The sequence below is a fragment of the Micromonospora avicenniae genome, assembly GCF_900156065.1.
Taxonomy (GTDB): domain Bacteria; phylum Actinomycetota; class Actinomycetes; order Mycobacteriales; family Micromonosporaceae; genus Micromonospora; species Micromonospora avicenniae.
In genome coordinates this window covers 89,822-104,219 of sequence record NZ_FTNF01000001.1, presented here as the reverse complement: position 1 = coordinate 104,219, position 14,398 = coordinate 89,822, and the positions used below count along the sequence as shown (strand labels likewise).

Genomic DNA, 14,398 nt, shown 5'->3' with positions numbered 1-14,398 from the left:
CCTCGCTCCGCTCCGTGCCGGCAGGAGCGCCCATGCACGCTGCGTTGATCATTCGTCCGCTGCGCGCTGTCGGCGCATCCCCTCGCTGCGCACCAGGGCGCGCGGAGCCGCGGAACACTGCGCTGATGACTCGTTCGCTGCGCTCACTCATAGCGGATCCTCGGGTCGAGTACGGCGTACAGGACGTCCACCAGCAGGTTCGAGACCAGGTAGACCACGACGAGCACGCTGACGATGCCCACCACCAGGGGGCCGTCCTCCGTGCGGATGCCGCGGAAGAGGTTGAAGCCCACACCGGGGATGTTGAAGACGCCCTCGGTGATGATCGCGCCGCTCATCAGGTTGCCCAGCTCGACACCGAGGAAGGTGACCACCGGGATGAGCGAGTTGCGCAGCACGTGGACGCTGACGATGCGCCGCTTCACCAGGCCCTTCGACCGTGCGGTGCGGACGTAGTCGGCTCGCAGGTTCTCCGCCACCGACGTGCGGGTGAGCCGCAGCGCGGTGGCCAGGGAGAGCGAGCCGAGCACGATGCCGGGCAGCAGCAGCGCGTAGAAGTTGGGCTCCGCGCCGGCCGTGGGCGGGAAGAGCTGCCACTTGACACCCAGGAAGTACTGGGCGAGGGGGGCCAGCACGATGGTCGGGATGCCGAGCACCAGCAGTGTCAGCACCAGCGTGGAGTTGTCGAAGATGCCGGCGCGGCGGATGCCGGCGATCACGCCGGCGGTGACGCCGAAGATCACGGCGACCGCGAGCGCGATGAGAGCGAGCTTCACGGTGACCGGCCAGGCCTGCTGGAGGATGTCACCGATCTGCCGGCCGGTCAGCGACTGGCCCAGGTCGCCCTGGAGCAGACTTCTGACGTAGTCGAAGTAGCGGTAGAAGAAGCCGCCGATACCGGTCGCGTCGAGGTGGTACTTCTCCGTCAGGTATGCCCGCTGAGCTTCCGTCACCGGTCGTTCACCGGCGAGTGCCTGGATCGGGTCGCCCTGGCCGGCGAACATCAGCGCGTAGACGATCAGCGTGGTCCCGAGGAAGGCCAGGACCATCTGTAGGAGGCGCCGCAGGATGTAGCGGAACATACTTTCCAGTCTCTCCGGAAAAATGCGAAAGGGTCGCGAGACGACATCTCTGGTCGAACCGGAAACAACTGCGACCCGGTCCTCGGCCCCGATCGGGACCGGCGCCGGAACCGGCCCGGACGCCGAGCGACCGGGCCGGTTCGGATGTGCCCGGGCCACCCGGGCTTCCCCGGGTGGCCCGCGCCGCGGTCAGCTCAGCTGGCCGCCTCGACCTTTACCAGGTTGACGCGCTGGAACAGGTCCATCTCGACGTTCTTGACCTTGGACGAGTGCCCGAACACGTTCTCGCCGAAGCGGAGCGGGATCACCGGCATGTCCTTGGCCAGGATGTCCTCGGCCTGCTGGTACTTCTTGATCGCCTCGTCCTGGGTGGCCGCCGCAGAGCCCTCCTTGACCAGCCGGTCGAAGTCCGGGTTGCTGTAGCCGTAGTAGTTCGACGAGCCGTTGGTGGTGTACAGCGGGCCGAGGTAGTCCTCCATGGACGGGTAGTCCATGACCCAACCCAGCCGGAACATGCCCACCGGCTGCTTCTTCTCGACCTTGTTCAGCAGGTCCGCGAACTTCGGCTCGGCGGAGCCGACGACCTCGACGCCCAGGTTGGCCTTGAGCTGGTTGGCCGTGGCGTCGACCCAGTCCTTGTGACCGCCGTCGCCGTTGTAGGAGATGACGATCTTCGCGGGGCCGCCGGCGGCCTGGTAGAGCTTCTTGGCCTCGGTCGGGTTGAACTCACCGGCCGCACCCGCGGTGTTCTCCCGGTAGCCCGGGAGCACCGGCGAGACGAACGAACGGGCGGGCGCCTGCGAGTTCTTGAAGATCGACTTCGTGATCTCGTCCCGGTCGATCGCCATCGAGATCGCCTTGCGCACGTCCGGGTTCGCGAAGTCCTTGTCGAACGTCGGGAACGCCAGGAACTGGAACGACGACATCGGGCTGGTCTGGTACCGGTCGCCGAGGTCGGTCTGCGCGGTGCTCAGGTTCTCCGTCGGGATCGTCGGGAGCACGTCCAGGTTGTCCGCCAGCAGGTCCGCGTACGCGGCGGTGAGCTGCTGGTAGATCCGGAACTCGATGTTCTTCGACTTCGGCTTGTCGAGCGGGTACGCGTCGTAGCGCTCGATGTCGATCTTGCTGTCGTGCTGCCAGGTGCCCTTCATCTTGAACGGGCCCTGGCCGATCGGCGCCTGCTCGTAGTCGGCCTTCAGCACGCCGGGCGCGGAGAACGCGGCGTCCGGCAGCGGGTAGAACGCGTTGTAACCGAGCATCGTCTTGAAGTCGATGTACGGCGCGCCCAGGGTCACCTGGAAGGTCAGGTCGTCCAGCTTCTTCAGACCGGACAGGGTCTTGGCCTTCGGCTGCTTGCCCTGGAGGTCCTCGTAGCCGGCGATCTTCTCGAAGAAGTAGCTGCCGCCCTGGCCGTTCGGCGCGTAGGCGCCGTAGTTCCAGGCGTTGATGTAGTTGTCGGACTTGACCTTCTCGCCGTTGTGGAAGGTGAAGCCGTCCTTGAGCTTGATCGTCCAGACCTTGTTGTCGGTCGACGTGACCGACTCGGCGGCGACCTCGACGGGCTTGTTCTGCGCGTCGTAGTCCACGAGCGGGCTGAACAGACCGGAGATCACCTGGTTGCCGGCAGTCTCGGTGGTGTTGGTCGGGACCAGGTGCTGCGGCTCGGCGATCTGAATGCTGACCGTGTCGGAGCCACTGCCGCCGGAGCCACCGTCGCCGCCGCTGCCGCAGGCCGCGAGGCCCAGCGTCACAGCGAGCGGGAGGGCGGTCCAGGCAGCGAGCCTACGAACTCGCATGAAGCCTCCTCATCTCCTCACACTGCGCAGTCGAGCCCGACGCTGGGTGACGCTGCGCAACGAGCGGCAACGGTAGGCCGTCCACGGGACTTCGGCAACGACTTGATCACAACCTGGTAACGGGGTGATCGGACGGGATCCGCACGGGGGTGCCCCTGCTGCTATGCGCACCTCGGTCAATTTGGCTCTGACGAGCGCTTTTGAGGCTGGCCGGGCACGGGCGATGTCCGGTTTGCAGATCGAATGGGCGAATCGCGAACTCGGTGCCCAGATTGTTGCCTAAGCCACCTAACCGTCCCGACGCAGCGTGACGCAGAACACAGAGAATACGAAGAGTGACGCAATTCATGTCACGCACGGTTACCAATGGGCTAAGCGGAGGCAGCCCGCCGGTGGCGGCGGTCGCTGGGTCGTCGTAACCGGAGGGCGTCGGCCGTGAGACGATCTGCACGTGACGGCGACGCTTCTGGACGGCAAGGCGACCGCGGCGGAAATCAAGGATGAGCTGCGGACGAGGGTCAAGGCTCTGGCTGAACGCGGTATCACCCCGGGGCTGGGGACGGTCCTCGTCGGGTCCGATCCCGGATCGCAGGCGTACGTCAACGGCAAGCACCGCGACTGCGCCGAGGTGGGCATCGCCTCGATCCGGCGGGAGCTACCGGCCGACGCCACCCAGGCTCAGGTCGAGCAGGTGCTCGCCGAACTGAACGCCGATCCGGCCTGCCACGGCTACATCGTCCAGCTGCCGCTTCCCGGCCACCTCGACACCCAGCGCGTGCTGGAGCTGATCGAGCCGGCGAAGGACGCCGACGGCCTGCACCCGGTCAACCTCGGCCGGCTGGTGCTCGGCTACCCGGGCCCGCTGCCCTGCACCCCGCGCGGCATCGTCGAGCTGCTCCGCCGGCACGACGTCGCGCTCAGCGGCGCCAAGGTCGTGGTGGTCGGTCGCGGTAACACCGTCGGTCGCCCGCTCGGGCTGCTGCTCACGCGCCGCAGCGAGAACGCGACGGTGACGCTGTGCCACACCGGCACGCTGGACCTGGCCTCGCACACCCGGGCCGCCGACATCGTCATCGTGGCGGCCGGCGTTCCCGGCTTGCTCACCGCCGACATGGTCACGCCGGGCGCGGTGGTGGTCGACGTGGGCATCACCCGGGTGGTCGGTCCGGACGGCAAGGGCCGCTACACCGGTGACGTGGATTCGGCAGTGGTGGAGGTGGCCGGCGCTCTGGTGCCGATGCCCGGCGGGGTCGGGCCGATGACGCGGGCCATGCTGCTCACCAACGTGGTCGAGCGCGCCGAGCAGGGCTGACCCGCTCCGCCGACGGATTCCGGATAGGGGCCCCCTCCAGTCCAACGGCGTCATAACCGTCCGCCCCTGGCCGGATCGGTGCCAGGATGACTGATACGGTCCGGAAAACCGACTGGTATCAGGGAGTGGGACGACCATGGGTAAGAAGGTCACTGTCGTCGGGGCCGGCTTCTACGGCTCCACCACCGCACAGCGCCTGGCCGAGTACGACGTCTTCGACACCGTCGTGATCACCGACATCGTGGAGGGCAAGCCGGCGGGCCTCGCGCTGGACCTCAACCAGTCGCGCCCGATCGAGGGCTTCGAGACCAAGGTCGTCGGCGTCACCACCGGCCCGAACGGCGAGGGCTACGAGGCCATCGAGGGCTCCGACGTCGTCGTCATCACCGCGGGTCTGCCCCGCAAGCCGGGCATGAGCCGGATGGACCTGCTGGAGACGAACGCCAAGATCGTCCGTCAGGTCTCCGAGAACGTCGCCAAGTACGCCCCGAACGCCGTCGTCATCGTCGTCTCCAACCCGCTCGACGAGATGACCGCCCTGGCCCAGCTCGCCACCCAGTTCCCGAAGAACCGGGTGCTCGGCCAGGCCGGCATGCTCGACACCGCCCGGTTCAGCAACTTCGTGGCCGAGGCGCTGAACGTACCGGTGAAGTCGGTCAAGACCCTCACCCTCGGCTCGCACGGCGACACCATGGTGCCGGTGCCCTCGAAGAGCACCGTCAACGGCAAGCCGCTGCGCGAGGTCATGCCCGACGGGCAGATCGAGGAGCTCGTGGTCAAGACGCGGAACGGTGGCGCCGAGGTCGTCGCGCTGCTGAAGACCGGTTCCGCGTACTACGCCCCGTCCGCCGCCGCCGCCAAGATGGCGAAGGCCGTCGCCGAGGACTCGGGCGAGGTCATGCCGGTCTGCGCCTGGGTCGACGGCGAGTACGGCATCTCGGGTGTCTACCTGGGCGTCGAGGCCCAGATCGGCGCCGAGGGCGTGAAGCGGGTCGTCGAGACCGACCTCGACGCCGACGAGCTCAACAGCCTCAAGGAGGCCGCCGAGGCCGTCCGCTCCAAGCAGGCCGACGTCGCCAACATGTGACCTGAGCACCACCGCCGAAGGGGCGGCCGGCTTCCGCCGGCCGCCCCTTCCCCGTTCAACCTCACGATCAAGCGGGGAAGGGGTGGGGGGTGAAGGGGGCGGTCAGGTGGGGGGGGGCCAGGATGGCGGGGGAGAGGGTTGCCAGCAGGTCCGCGCGGGAGCGGCGGGCCGCGTCCGGGTTCTCCTCGTGGGCGTAGGCCAGGTCCGGGTCGACCAGTTGCACGGCGTGCACCAGCAGGTCGCCGGTGACCAGGAGGCGGTCGTCGTCCGCCTCGATGAGCACCGACTGGTGGCCCGGCGTGTGCCCGGGCGTGTGCAGCAGTCGTACCCCCGGGGTGAGGGATGTCTCGCCGTCGACCACCCGCAGCCGGCCGGTGGCGCGCAACGGCGTCAGCAGCCGGGCCGGCAGCTCGGGATGGAACAGCTCCAGCGCGTCCACCTCGGCGCGCTGGATCACGTGGTCGGCGTTCGGGAAGAGCGGGCCGGCCCAGCCGACGTGGTCGGTGTGCAGGTGGGTGAGGACCACGGTGCCCACGTCGGCCGGGTCGATCCCGGCGGCGGCCAGCTCCTCGGGCAGCCGGCCCGGGACCGGCGCCCAGCTCGCGGCGGGTGAGTCGGCCGGGCCGATGCCGGCGTCGACAAGGGTGACCGGGCCGTCGCCGACCCGCACGGCGAAGGCGCGGAACCGCAGCCACCACCGGCCGTCGCCGGTCGCGGCGCCCGGGTCGAGCCGGTCGGCCGCCCGCCAGTGCGCCTCGGTGGCGGCGGGAAACGCCTCGCCGCGGGGCTGGAAGAAGGGCCCCTCGCCGTCGGAGAGCGCGGTGACCGTGATAGACCCGAGCGTGCGGCTCAGTGGCATCGGCCGATGATGCCAGGGGGTCGCGTTGCGGCGCAGCCCGCTTTCCGGCGGTCCACCCCGGGCCGCCTGGGGACTGCCGGCAAGTTTCCAGTACGCTCGTACTGCTTGAGCACGTGTCCCCCGAGAGGAGCGCCGGCCGATGGCGAAGATCAAGGTAAACAACCCGGTCGTGGAGCTCGACGGCGACGAGATGACGCGGATCATCTGGAAGCAGATCCGTGAGCAGCTGATCCTGCCCTACCTCGACGTCGACCTGCACTACTACGACCTGTCGATCCAGCACCGCGACGAGACCGACGACCAGGTCACCGTCGACGCCGCCAACGCCATCAAGGAGCACGGCGTCGGCGTCAAGTGCGCGACGATCACCCCGGACGAGGCCCGGGTGGAGGAGTTCGGCCTCAAGAAGATGTGGCGGTCGCCGAACGGCACCATCCGCAACATCCTCGGTGGCGTCGTCTTCCGTGAGCCGATCATCATGTCCAACGTGCCGCGGCTGGTTCCCGGCTGGACCAAGCCGATCATCATCGGCCGGCACGCGCACGGTGACCAGTACAAGGCCACCGACTTCGTGGTGCCCGGCCCCGGCAAGGTGACCGTCACCTACACCCCGGCCGACGGCTCCGCGCCGATGGAGATGGAGGTCGCCAACTTCTCCGGCGGCGGCATCGCCATGGGCATGTACAACTTCGACGAGTCGATCCGGGACTTCGCCCGGGCCTCGTTCCGGTACGGCCTGGACCGCGGCTACCCGGTCTACCTGTCGACCAAGAACACCATCCTGAAGGCGTACGACGGTCGGTTCAAGGACATCTTCGCCGAGGTGTTCGAGAACGAGTTCAAGGCGGAGTTCGACGCCGCCGGCCTCACCTACGAGCACCGGCTGATCGACGACATGGTCGCCGCCGCGCTGAAGTGGGAGGGCGGCTACGTCTGGGCCTGCAAGAACTACGACGGTGACGTGCAGTCCGACACCGTCGCGCAGGGCTTCGGCTCGCTGGGTCTGATGACCTCCGTCCTGCTCTCCCCGGACGGCCGCACCGTCGAGGCCGAGGCCGCGCACGGCACGGTCACCCGGCACTACCGGCAGTGGCAGAAGGGCGAGAAGACCTCGACCAACCCGATCGCCTCGATCTACGCCTGGACCCGGGGCCTGGCCCACCGGGGCAAGCTGGACGGCACCCCGGCGGTCACCGAGTTCGCCAACACCCTGGAGCAGGTCATCGTCGAGACCGTCGAGGGCGGCCAGATGACCAAGGACCTCGCGCTGCTCATCTCGCGCGACGCCCCGTGGCTGACCACCGACGAGTTCATGAACGCGCTCGACGAGAACCTGGCCCGCAAGCTGGCTGCCTGATCTCCACGAGCAACGAGGAAGCCCGCCGGCATCGCGCCGGCGGGCTTCGTCGTACCGGACGGATTATTTTTTCCGTCACTCGACTCGGCGCGCCTCGTTGACCAGGGTGGACAAGATGCAAGTCGCGTCCAGGAGGGTTGGCCGCGGTGAACGCGCGGCATGAGTGCCAATCAGCCAGCCTTCCCGGCTGTCGTGCACAGCCAGCCGTCCCTTCCCTGCGGGGGGCCCTGTCCCGGGCCCCCCGCGCCCTGTTGGCGCCTCTTTTCTCGGCGGCCTCGGGTCAGTGCGGGGCGGTCAGCCTCGCCAGATAGTCGTCCAGGAGTTCGACCTGCCGCTGTGGCGGGAACGCCGCCGGGTCGAACAGGGCCTGGACCACCAGGCCGAGAACGAAGGCCTGGGCGCCGGCCGCGACATGTGCCGGGTTGCCGCTGGGCAGTTCGCCGAGTTCCTGGGCCGCGGCCACCCGCTCGGTCAGCCGGTCGCGACCTGCGGCGTACTTGCGGGCGTAGTCGGTGCTCAGGTCGGCGTCGGAGAGCGCGGCGTCCCAGGAGGAGACCCAGATCCGGTTGCTGTCGGCGGCCACGGGAGTCAGCGGCAGGATGTCCAGCAGCGCGTCCCTGAAGGCCGCCAGCCCTTCGCCCGAATGGCGGCGAGGGCGGGAGACGGTGCGCTGTTCGAGCAGGTCAAGGGCGTACTCAATCAGGGCGCGTTTGGTGGGGAAGTAGTGCGTGAGCAGGCCGGTGGTCGCGCCGAGTTCGGCGGCGACGGCGCGCAGGGTCAGGCTGGTGAACCCGCGTGCGGCCAGGACCTGCCAGACCGCTTCGGAGACGTCGCGCCGGCGGGCCTCGTGATCTCCCTTGGAGCGTGGCATGCCATCACGGTACATTCCCACAACGCTTGTTATGTGAATGGGAGGCCCCTCATGTTCTCGCTGCCGCTGCGCGACGATGCCCGTCTCGGCCCGTTGGAGGTCTGGCACGCCGAAGAGTTCGCCGACCACCTCGACCGGGCGCGTGAGCACATCCGCCCGTGGGTCGGGTCCGGGTTCGTCACCGGCGACCTGGACGGGGCGCGGGCCACCCTCAGGCGGTATGCCGAACGCCAGGCCGGCGACGGCGCCCGCCTGTACGGCATCTGGCGGGACGGCGTGCTGGTCGGCGGCGTGATGTTCACCGACTTCAACACCGCTTTCGGTTCGTGTGAGGTCGGGTGCTGGCTGGAGCCGTCCGCCGAGGGTCGCGGCCTGGTCACCCGAGCGTGCGGTGCGTTGTTGGACTGGGCGTTCACGTCCCGGGGGCTGCACCGGGCCGAATGGCACTGCCGGGCCGACAACGACCGCAGCTCGGCGGTGGCCAAGCGGCTCGGCATGACGCTGGAGGGTGTGCGCCGCGAGGCATGGCCGTACGAGGGCGTGCGCTACGACAAGCAGATCTGGGCGATCCTTGCACCTGAATGGCGACCCCTGGGCGAGTAACCACCGTCGGCGTACTCGCTCTCGACCGACCGACCGACCGACCGTCCGGGCGGGCCCGGGACCTCGCCTCACGCGGCCCGGAGCAGTTCCGCGGCCCGCTCGGGGGCGATGTCGTTGATGAAGGCACCCATGCCCGACTCCGAGCCGGCCAGGTACTTCAGCTTGTCCTTGGCTCGCCGGATGCTGAACAGCTGCAGGTGCAGGTGGCCCAGCTCCCGGTCGATCCGTACCGGCGCCTGGTGCCACGCCGCGATGTACGGCATGGGCATGTCGAAGAGCCCGTCGAAGCGGCGCAGCAGGTCCAGGTAGAGCGGCCCGAAGGCGTCCCGCTCGGCGTCGTCCAGCGCCGGGATGTCCGGCACCGGGCGGTGCGGGGCCACGTGCACCTCGAACGGCCAGCGGGCAGCGGCCGGGACGTACGCGGTCCAGTGCTCGTTGGCCAGGACCACCCGCTCGCCGGCGGCCCGCTCGGCGGCGAGCACGTCGGCGTAGAGGTTGCCGCCGCCGGTGCGCTCGGCGTGCCGACGCGCGGCGGCGAGCATCGTCCGGGTCCGCGGCGTGACGAAGGGGTACGCGTAGATCTGGCCGTGCGGGTGGTGCAGCGTCACGCCGATCTCCACCCCCCGGTTCTCGAAGCAGAACACCTGCTCCACCCCGGGCAGCTCGCCCAGTGCCACGGTGCGGTCGGCGAGCGCGTCGATCACCGTACGGACCCGGGTGGGGGAGAGGCTCGCGAACGAGGCGTTGTGGTCGGAGGTGAAGCAGACGACCTCGCAGCGACCGAGCCCCGGCCGGAACGGGGTGAACGGGGTGATCTCCCCGGGCGCTTCGGCGACCCGGCTGCTCAGGGAAGGGAACCGGTTCTCGAAGACCACCACGTCGTAGTCCGACGCCGGGATCTCGGTGAGCCGGTCACCCACCGACGGGTCGAGGGGGCACTCGTCGGCCGGCGGCAGGAAGGTGCGGGTCTGCCGGTGCACGGCGACCGCCACCCACTCGTCGGTCAGCGGGTCGTAGCGCAACTGCGACGCGTGCGGCGGAGGCGGCAGCTCTCGCCGGTCCGGCTGGTCACGGACGGCGTCGTCCCGCTCGTCGAAGTAGATCAGTTCCCGGCCGTCGGCCAGCCGGACCTCGGTGCGCTTCACTCCGCCGCCCCTCCATTCGTCGGCGCGCCCGTCGGCGACACCGTCACCAGTTCGCCCACGCGTTCGCCGAGGACCCGTCGTGCCTCGCTCGGCAGCCCGTCGTCGCTGATCAGCACGTGCGCGGCCGACAGTTCGACGATCGAGGAGATGCCGACGGTGCCCCACTTGGAGTGGTCGGCGAGCACCACCAGCCGGTCGGCCGCCGTGACCAGGGCGCGGTCGGTCTCCGCCTCCATGAGGTTGGGCGTGGTGAACCCGGCCCGCTCGCTGATCCCGTGGACGCCGAGGAAGAGCAGGTCCAGGTGGAGCGATCGGATCGCCCCGACGGCCAGCGGCCCGACCAGGGCGTCGGACGGCGTCCGCACCCCGCCGGTGAGCACCACCGTCTGGTCCGGCCGCCCACCCGCGTGCATGATCTCGGCCACCGGGAGCGAGTTGGTCACCACCGTCAGCCCGGGCACGTCCACCAGGCGACGGGCAAGCTCGGCGGTGGTGGTGCCGGCGGAGAGCGCGATCGCCGCGCCCGGCCGGACCAGTTGTGCCGCCCGGCCGGCGATGGCCGCCTTCTCGGCCGGCTGCCGGACCGACTTCGCCCGGAAGCCGGGTTCGTCGGTCGACCCCGACCCGGCCACCGTGGCCCCGCCGTGCACCTTGGCCAGCAGGCCGCGCTCGTGCAGAGTCTCCAGGTCACGTCGGATCGTCATGTCCGAGACGCCGAACTCGGCGGCCAGCTCGCTGACGCGTACGCCGCCCGCCGCGCGGACCCGCTCCAGAATCGTCGCCTGCCGCTGCTGCGCCAGCATCCGCCGCACCTCCCGGCCGCTCACGTACTCTCACGTGGTCAAACGTGTTCCAACAAGAATGAACATTAGCGCGTTGCCGGAGCCGGTGAAAGGAGCGGGGTGGGCCCGGCGGTGACCGGAGGGACCCGCCGTCGGCCGTGCGCACACGATCAGGGCCGCGCCGGCTCAGCCGGGTCGGGCACCTGCCCGCGCGGTCGGACACTCACCCCGACCGGGCCGGCGCGTCCGGTGCGTACCGCGACGAATCCCCGGCGTTCAGAGCGGCGGATGCTTGGGTTCGACCCAGCCGGTCTCGGTGAGGTGGTGCAGCACCGCCTCGACCGCCTCGTCCACGGTCAGATCGCTGGTGTCCAGCACCAGGTCGGCGTCGGTCGGCTCCTCGTACGGGTCGTCGACGCCGGTCATGCCGGTGACCAGGCCGGCGCGCGCCCGCGCGTACAAACCCTTGCGGTCACGCTGCTCGCAGACCTCGAGCGGGGTGGCGACGTGCACCAGCACGAACCCCGCCCCAGCGGCCAGCGCCATCTCCCGGGCGGTCGCCCGGGCCGCCGCGTACGGGGCGATCGGGCAGCAGATCGCGACCCCCCGGTGCCGGGCGATCTCGGCGGCGACCCAGCCGATCCGGCGCACGTTCAGGTCCCGGTCGGCCTTGCTGAACCCGAGCCCGGCCGAGAGTTCCCGGCGCACCACATCACCGTCGAGCAGGGTGACCGTCCGCTCACCGCCCTCACGTAGCGCGTCCGAGAGGCCCCGGGCGATGGTCGACTTGCCCGAGCCGGAGAGCCCGGTCAGGAAGACCACCAGCCCGCGGTACCGGCGCGGCGGACGGGCCCGCGCCAGCTCCCTGGCGACCGCTGGCGGGGTGTGCCACTCGGGCAGCGGGAAGCCCCGGTCCAGCAGATCGTCGATCTCCTCCTGGGCCAGCGCCAGCCGCCGGTTGCGTGGCGGGATGTCCTCCCGCCAGCGCCACTGCCCGTCCCGGCTGTCGTAGGCCAGTTCACGTGGCACCAGCACCCGCAGCCCGGCCCCGGAGAGCATGTCGCCGGTGGAGAGCAGGTGGGTCACCCCGTACGCGGCCGAGACCCGGGCCCGCAGCAGGGCGTCGCTGATCTCGTCGCGGCGGCGGGAGAGCGGTACGGCGACGAGGGTGGCCGGCGGCATCCGGTCGCGGGCGGCGAACACGGCGCGCACCAGCGACTCGGGCGGCAGCCCGCCGACCCCGTCCTCGCCGACCGGGATCAGGACGAGCAGGTGCGCGCCGAGGGTGCGGGCGGCATGCGCGATCTGGGCGAGCTGCGGGCGGTGCAGTGGCCGGTCGGCGATCACCCCGAGCACCCGGCCGGGAGGCAGCAGCGCGCGTACCTCCTCCGGGGTGCGGCGCAGCCGCTGGAACGGCCCGTGACCGCCGTCGCCCAGGCGGCGCAGCGGGCCGCCGACGCCGGCGACCCCGTCGCGGACCGGCCACGTGTCGGCCACGTCCAGCGCCGCCACCGGGGCGCCCTCGCCGTCGGTGAGCACCAGTGCCCGGCGCGCCGGGTCACGTGGATCGAGCCCCTGGGCGAGCGCCGCCGGCACCTGGAGGGTCACCGGGACCTGCCACGGGGTGTCGTCGGCGAGCCGGGCACGCCGGCTTACGGAGACCAGGTCGGCGCGCGTCATGAAGCCGGTGAGGGGGGCGTAGGCCCCGGTCAACAGCAGCTCAAGGTCGGCCAGCTCCCCCGGGCGCGGCGTGTACGCCGGCGCGTCGCGGAGCACCTCGTCGGGCAGCACCCACCCGTTGCTCATCACACCCCCACTCGCTGATCGGCACACAGTTTCGCAGCAGACCCGCGATCGGTCGAGGGTGCCACTCCACGAGGGAACCTCGACGGCCGACCGGTCGATCGGCGCCGCGAGGAAGCACCGGTCAACCGCGTCGGCCCCGCAGCGCGGGCAGCGCACGGAGTCCGGCCCGTACGCGGCGGCGTACGGCCTGGCGCAGCCGGGTGAGGAACGCGGTCTCGTCCACGACCCGCGGCGGGGCGCCGTCGGTGGCGCACCGCACCAGCAGCGGCAGACGGACGTCCTGCGTCCGGGCCAAGCTGGTCACCCGGGCCTTGAGCCGCCACATGCCGGCCGTGCGGCCGGCGTTGACCGTGCGGTAGTCGACAGTCACCGTCGCCCGGTGGACGGCGTGCGCGGTCCCGTCCGGTCCGACCACCCGCTCGACCGTCGACGTCACCGGCAGGAAGACCTCGTCGCCGGTTCCCTGGCGGCGGGCCACGACGTCCACCCGGCCCTGAACGAGGGCCTCCGTCACGTCACGCAGCTCGGCGGGGACGTTCTCCACCGGCAGCACGAGCAGGTCCCGGTCGCCGGTGCGGCCGGCGGCGACCGGTCGCCCGTCGGACTCCAGCCAGGCTGCGACGGTGAGGGTCAGGGTCGTACCGGCGAGAGCGTGGCGCTCGACAAGGGCCGCGGCGCGAAGCGCCTGCTCCCACTCGGCGAGCCGGCGCACGTCCGCCAACCGGTCCTGCTCGGCCAGGTGGGCGAGGACGCGGTACATCGGCGGCAGCCCCGCGGCCACTCCCGGCCCGAACCGCTCGCGGATGATGTCCCGGACCTCCGCGGCCACCTGTCCCACCCACGCCTGCGGCGCCTCCAGCAGCCGTCGGCCGCGCAGGCGGTCGAGCATCTGATGGCGCAGCCAGCGGCGGTGCAGCCGGTCCCGCAGCGGGCCGGGCTCCACGTGCGCGTCGACGATGTCCAGGGCCTCCCGCAGGGCGGCGTAGTACTCCCCGGGATCCAACTGGTCGGCCGTCACGTTTCCACCGTCGTCCCGGCGGCTGTGGTGGTAGCAGGTGTAGTCCGACAGGACGCACGTCCGCTTCGACAGCAGGTACGCCCGGACGACCATGCGGTGGTCCTCAAGCCGCCGTGGCCACCCCTCGGGGAAGCGCAGCTCGTGCTCGTCGAGGAACGCGCGACGGAACATCTTGTGGCAGGTCAGGCTGTCGATCAATGGCGCGTTCGCCACGGTCGCGTCGAACCGGTTCTTGCGGAACAGCTCGCGGGGCACCCCCCGCCCACCGTGCCCCGTCATCCGTCCGATCACCACATCGGCGCCGTGCGTGGCGCCGATGCCGTACATCCGATCGAGGGCCTCGTCGCCGAGCCAGTCGTCGTCGTCGACGAACACCACGTACTCGCCCCGAGCGTGCGCGACCCCGACGTTGCGGGGCCGCGACGGCCATCCCGAGTTGTCGATGTGCAGGACCCGGAAGTGCGGATGGGCGGCGGCCAGCGCGTCCAGCCGGGCAGGCGTGTCGTCGGTCGATCCGTCGTCGACGAAGATCGCCTCGAACTGCGTCGGCGGCATCGACTGCCGGACCAACGAGTCGACGAGTCGCTCGATGTGAGTGCCGCTGTTGTACGCGGGCACTACGACGCTGACCTTCAGAGACGCGCTCGTGTCGTCGATCATCTCTCTCCCACGTTCGTTCC

12 protein-coding genes are annotated in these 14,398 nt (G+C 70.6%); 4 read left to right on the top strand and 8 right to left on the bottom strand.

Annotated features, from left to right (window positions below; translation table 11 throughout):
- Positions 1 to 143: 143 nt before the first annotated feature.
- Together BXA10_RS00470 and BXA10_RS00465 are read right to left on the bottom strand one after the other, a co-directional pair.
- The gene (locus BXA10_RS00470) at positions 144 to 1,082 is read right to left on the bottom strand and encodes an ABC transporter permease (RefSeq protein ID WP_076466560.1); all 939 of its coding nucleotides are present in this window, start codon (positions 1,080 to 1,082) and stop codon (positions 144 to 146) included.
- A gap of 194 nt (positions 1,083 to 1,276) precedes the next feature.
- Positions 1,277 to 2,878 (bottom strand): peptide ABC transporter substrate-binding protein, encoded by a 1,602-nt coding sequence (locus BXA10_RS00465; RefSeq protein ID WP_076466559.1) that lies wholly within the window; start codon positions 2,876 to 2,878, stop codon positions 1,277 to 1,279.
- A gap of 451 nt (positions 2,879 to 3,329) precedes the next feature.
- Between BXA10_RS00465 and BXA10_RS00460 the strand changes: the two genes are divergently transcribed.
- Positions 3,330 to 4,190: a bifunctional methylenetetrahydrofolate dehydrogenase/methenyltetrahydrofolate cyclohydrolase gene (locus BXA10_RS00460; protein WP_076466558.1), complete on the top strand. Its 861-nt coding sequence runs from the start codon at positions 3,330 to 3,332 to the stop codon at positions 4,188 to 4,190.
- A 136-nt stretch (positions 4,191 to 4,326) separates the two neighbouring features.
- Complete coding sequence (mdh, locus tag BXA10_RS00455) at positions 4,327 to 5,277, top strand: malate dehydrogenase (RefSeq protein ID WP_076466557.1); 951 nt, start codon at positions 4,327 to 4,329, stop codon at positions 5,275 to 5,277.
- 67 nt (positions 5,278 to 5,344) lie between these two features.
- Here mdh and BXA10_RS00450 read toward each other — a convergent pair whose 3' ends face one another.
- Complete coding sequence (locus BXA10_RS00450; RefSeq protein ID WP_076466556.1) at positions 5,345 to 6,136, bottom strand: MBL fold metallo-hydrolase; 792 nt, start codon at positions 6,134 to 6,136, stop codon at positions 5,345 to 5,347.
- A gap of 139 nt (positions 6,137 to 6,275) precedes the next feature.
- Here BXA10_RS00450 and BXA10_RS00445 point away from each other — a divergent pair, with 139 nt between their 5' ends.
- Positions 6,276 to 7,493, top strand: a complete 1,218-nt coding sequence (locus tag BXA10_RS00445; RefSeq protein ID WP_076466555.1) for an NADP-dependent isocitrate dehydrogenase — start codon at positions 6,276 to 6,278, stop codon at positions 7,491 to 7,493.
- A 280-nt stretch (positions 7,494 to 7,773) separates the two neighbouring features.
- Here the strand turns inward: BXA10_RS00445 and BXA10_RS00440 are convergent, their stop codons facing one another.
- Positions 7,774 to 8,364, bottom strand: a complete 591-nt coding sequence (locus BXA10_RS00440) for a TetR/AcrR family transcriptional regulator (RefSeq protein ID WP_175649072.1) — start codon at positions 8,362 to 8,364, stop codon at positions 7,774 to 7,776.
- Positions 8,365 to 8,415: 51 nt separating this feature from the next.
- Between BXA10_RS00440 and BXA10_RS00435 the strand changes: the two genes are divergently transcribed.
- Entirely contained in the window at positions 8,416 to 8,967 is a 552-nt protein-coding gene (locus tag BXA10_RS00435; protein ID WP_076466553.1) for a GNAT family N-acetyltransferase, read from the top strand.
- 68 nt (positions 8,968 to 9,035) lie between these two features.
- On the opposite strand, the gene galT is transcribed toward BXA10_RS00435, so the two are convergent.
- The 4 genes from galT to BXA10_RS00415 all read right to left on the bottom strand — a co-directional run bounded on the left by galT (position 9,036) and on the right by BXA10_RS00415 (position 14,378).
- Positions 9,036 to 10,112 carry a galactose-1-phosphate uridylyltransferase gene (galT, locus tag BXA10_RS00430; RefSeq protein WP_076466552.1) on the bottom strand — a complete coding sequence of 359 codons (1,077 nt, stop codon included), beginning with the start codon at positions 10,110 to 10,112 and terminating at the stop codon, positions 9,036 to 9,038.
- Complete coding sequence (locus BXA10_RS00425; RefSeq protein ID WP_076467275.1) at positions 10,109 to 10,915, bottom strand: DeoR/GlpR family DNA-binding transcription regulator; 807 nt, start codon at positions 10,913 to 10,915, stop codon at positions 10,109 to 10,111. Before BXA10_RS00425 ends, galT begins: the two co-directional genes overlap by 4 nt.
- Positions 10,916 to 11,170: 255 nt before the next feature.
- Positions 11,171 to 12,700: an adenylyl-sulfate kinase gene (cysC, locus tag BXA10_RS00420; RefSeq protein ID WP_076466551.1), complete on the bottom strand. Its 1,530-nt coding sequence runs from the start codon at positions 12,698 to 12,700 to the stop codon at positions 11,171 to 11,173.
- 121 nt (positions 12,701 to 12,821) lie between these two features.
- Positions 12,822 to 14,378 (bottom strand): glycosyltransferase family 2 protein, encoded by a 1,557-nt coding sequence (locus BXA10_RS00415; RefSeq protein WP_076466550.1) that lies wholly within the window; start codon positions 14,376 to 14,378, stop codon positions 12,822 to 12,824.
- Between the last annotated feature and the right edge of the window lie 20 nt (positions 14,379 to 14,398).

What these genes read in the sequence shown, in the direction of transcription:
- BXA10_RS00415 (WP_076466550.1), bottom strand. Translation starts at nt 14,378, where the DNA reads ATGATCGACGACACGAGCGCGTCTCTGAAGGTCAGCGTCGTAGTGCCC.
- BXA10_RS00445 (WP_076466555.1), top strand. Translation starts at nt 6,276, where the DNA reads ATGGCGAAGATCAAGGTAAACAACCCGGTCGTGGAGCTCGACGGCGAC.
- BXA10_RS00435 (WP_076466553.1), top strand. Translation starts at nt 8,416, where the DNA reads ATGTTCTCGCTGCCGCTGCGCGACGATGCCCGTCTCGGCCCGTTGGAG.
- BXA10_RS00425 (WP_076467275.1), bottom strand. Translation starts at nt 10,915, where the DNA reads ATGCTGGCGCAGCAGCGGCAGGCGACGATTCTGGAGCGGGTCCGCGCG.
- BXA10_RS00450 (WP_076466556.1), bottom strand. Translation starts at nt 6,136, where the DNA reads ATGCCACTGAGCCGCACGCTCGGGTCTATCACGGTCACCGCGCTCTCC.
- BXA10_RS00465 (WP_076466559.1), bottom strand. Translation starts at nt 2,878, where the DNA reads ATGCGAGTTCGTAGGCTCGCTGCCTGGACCGCCCTCCCGCTCGCTGTG.
- mdh (WP_076466557.1), top strand. Translation starts at nt 4,327, where the DNA reads ATGGGTAAGAAGGTCACTGTCGTCGGGGCCGGCTTCTACGGCTCCACC.
- BXA10_RS00470 (WP_076466560.1), bottom strand. Translation starts at nt 1,082, where the DNA reads ATGTTCCGCTACATCCTGCGGCGCCTCCTACAGATGGTCCTGGCCTTC.
- BXA10_RS00440 (WP_175649072.1), bottom strand. Translation starts at nt 8,364, where the DNA reads ATGCCACGCTCCAAGGGAGATCACGAGGCCCGCCGGCGCGACGTCTCC.
- cysC (WP_076466551.1), bottom strand. Translation starts at nt 12,700, where the DNA reads ATGAGCAACGGGTGGGTGCTGCCCGACGAGGTGCTCCGCGACGCGCCG.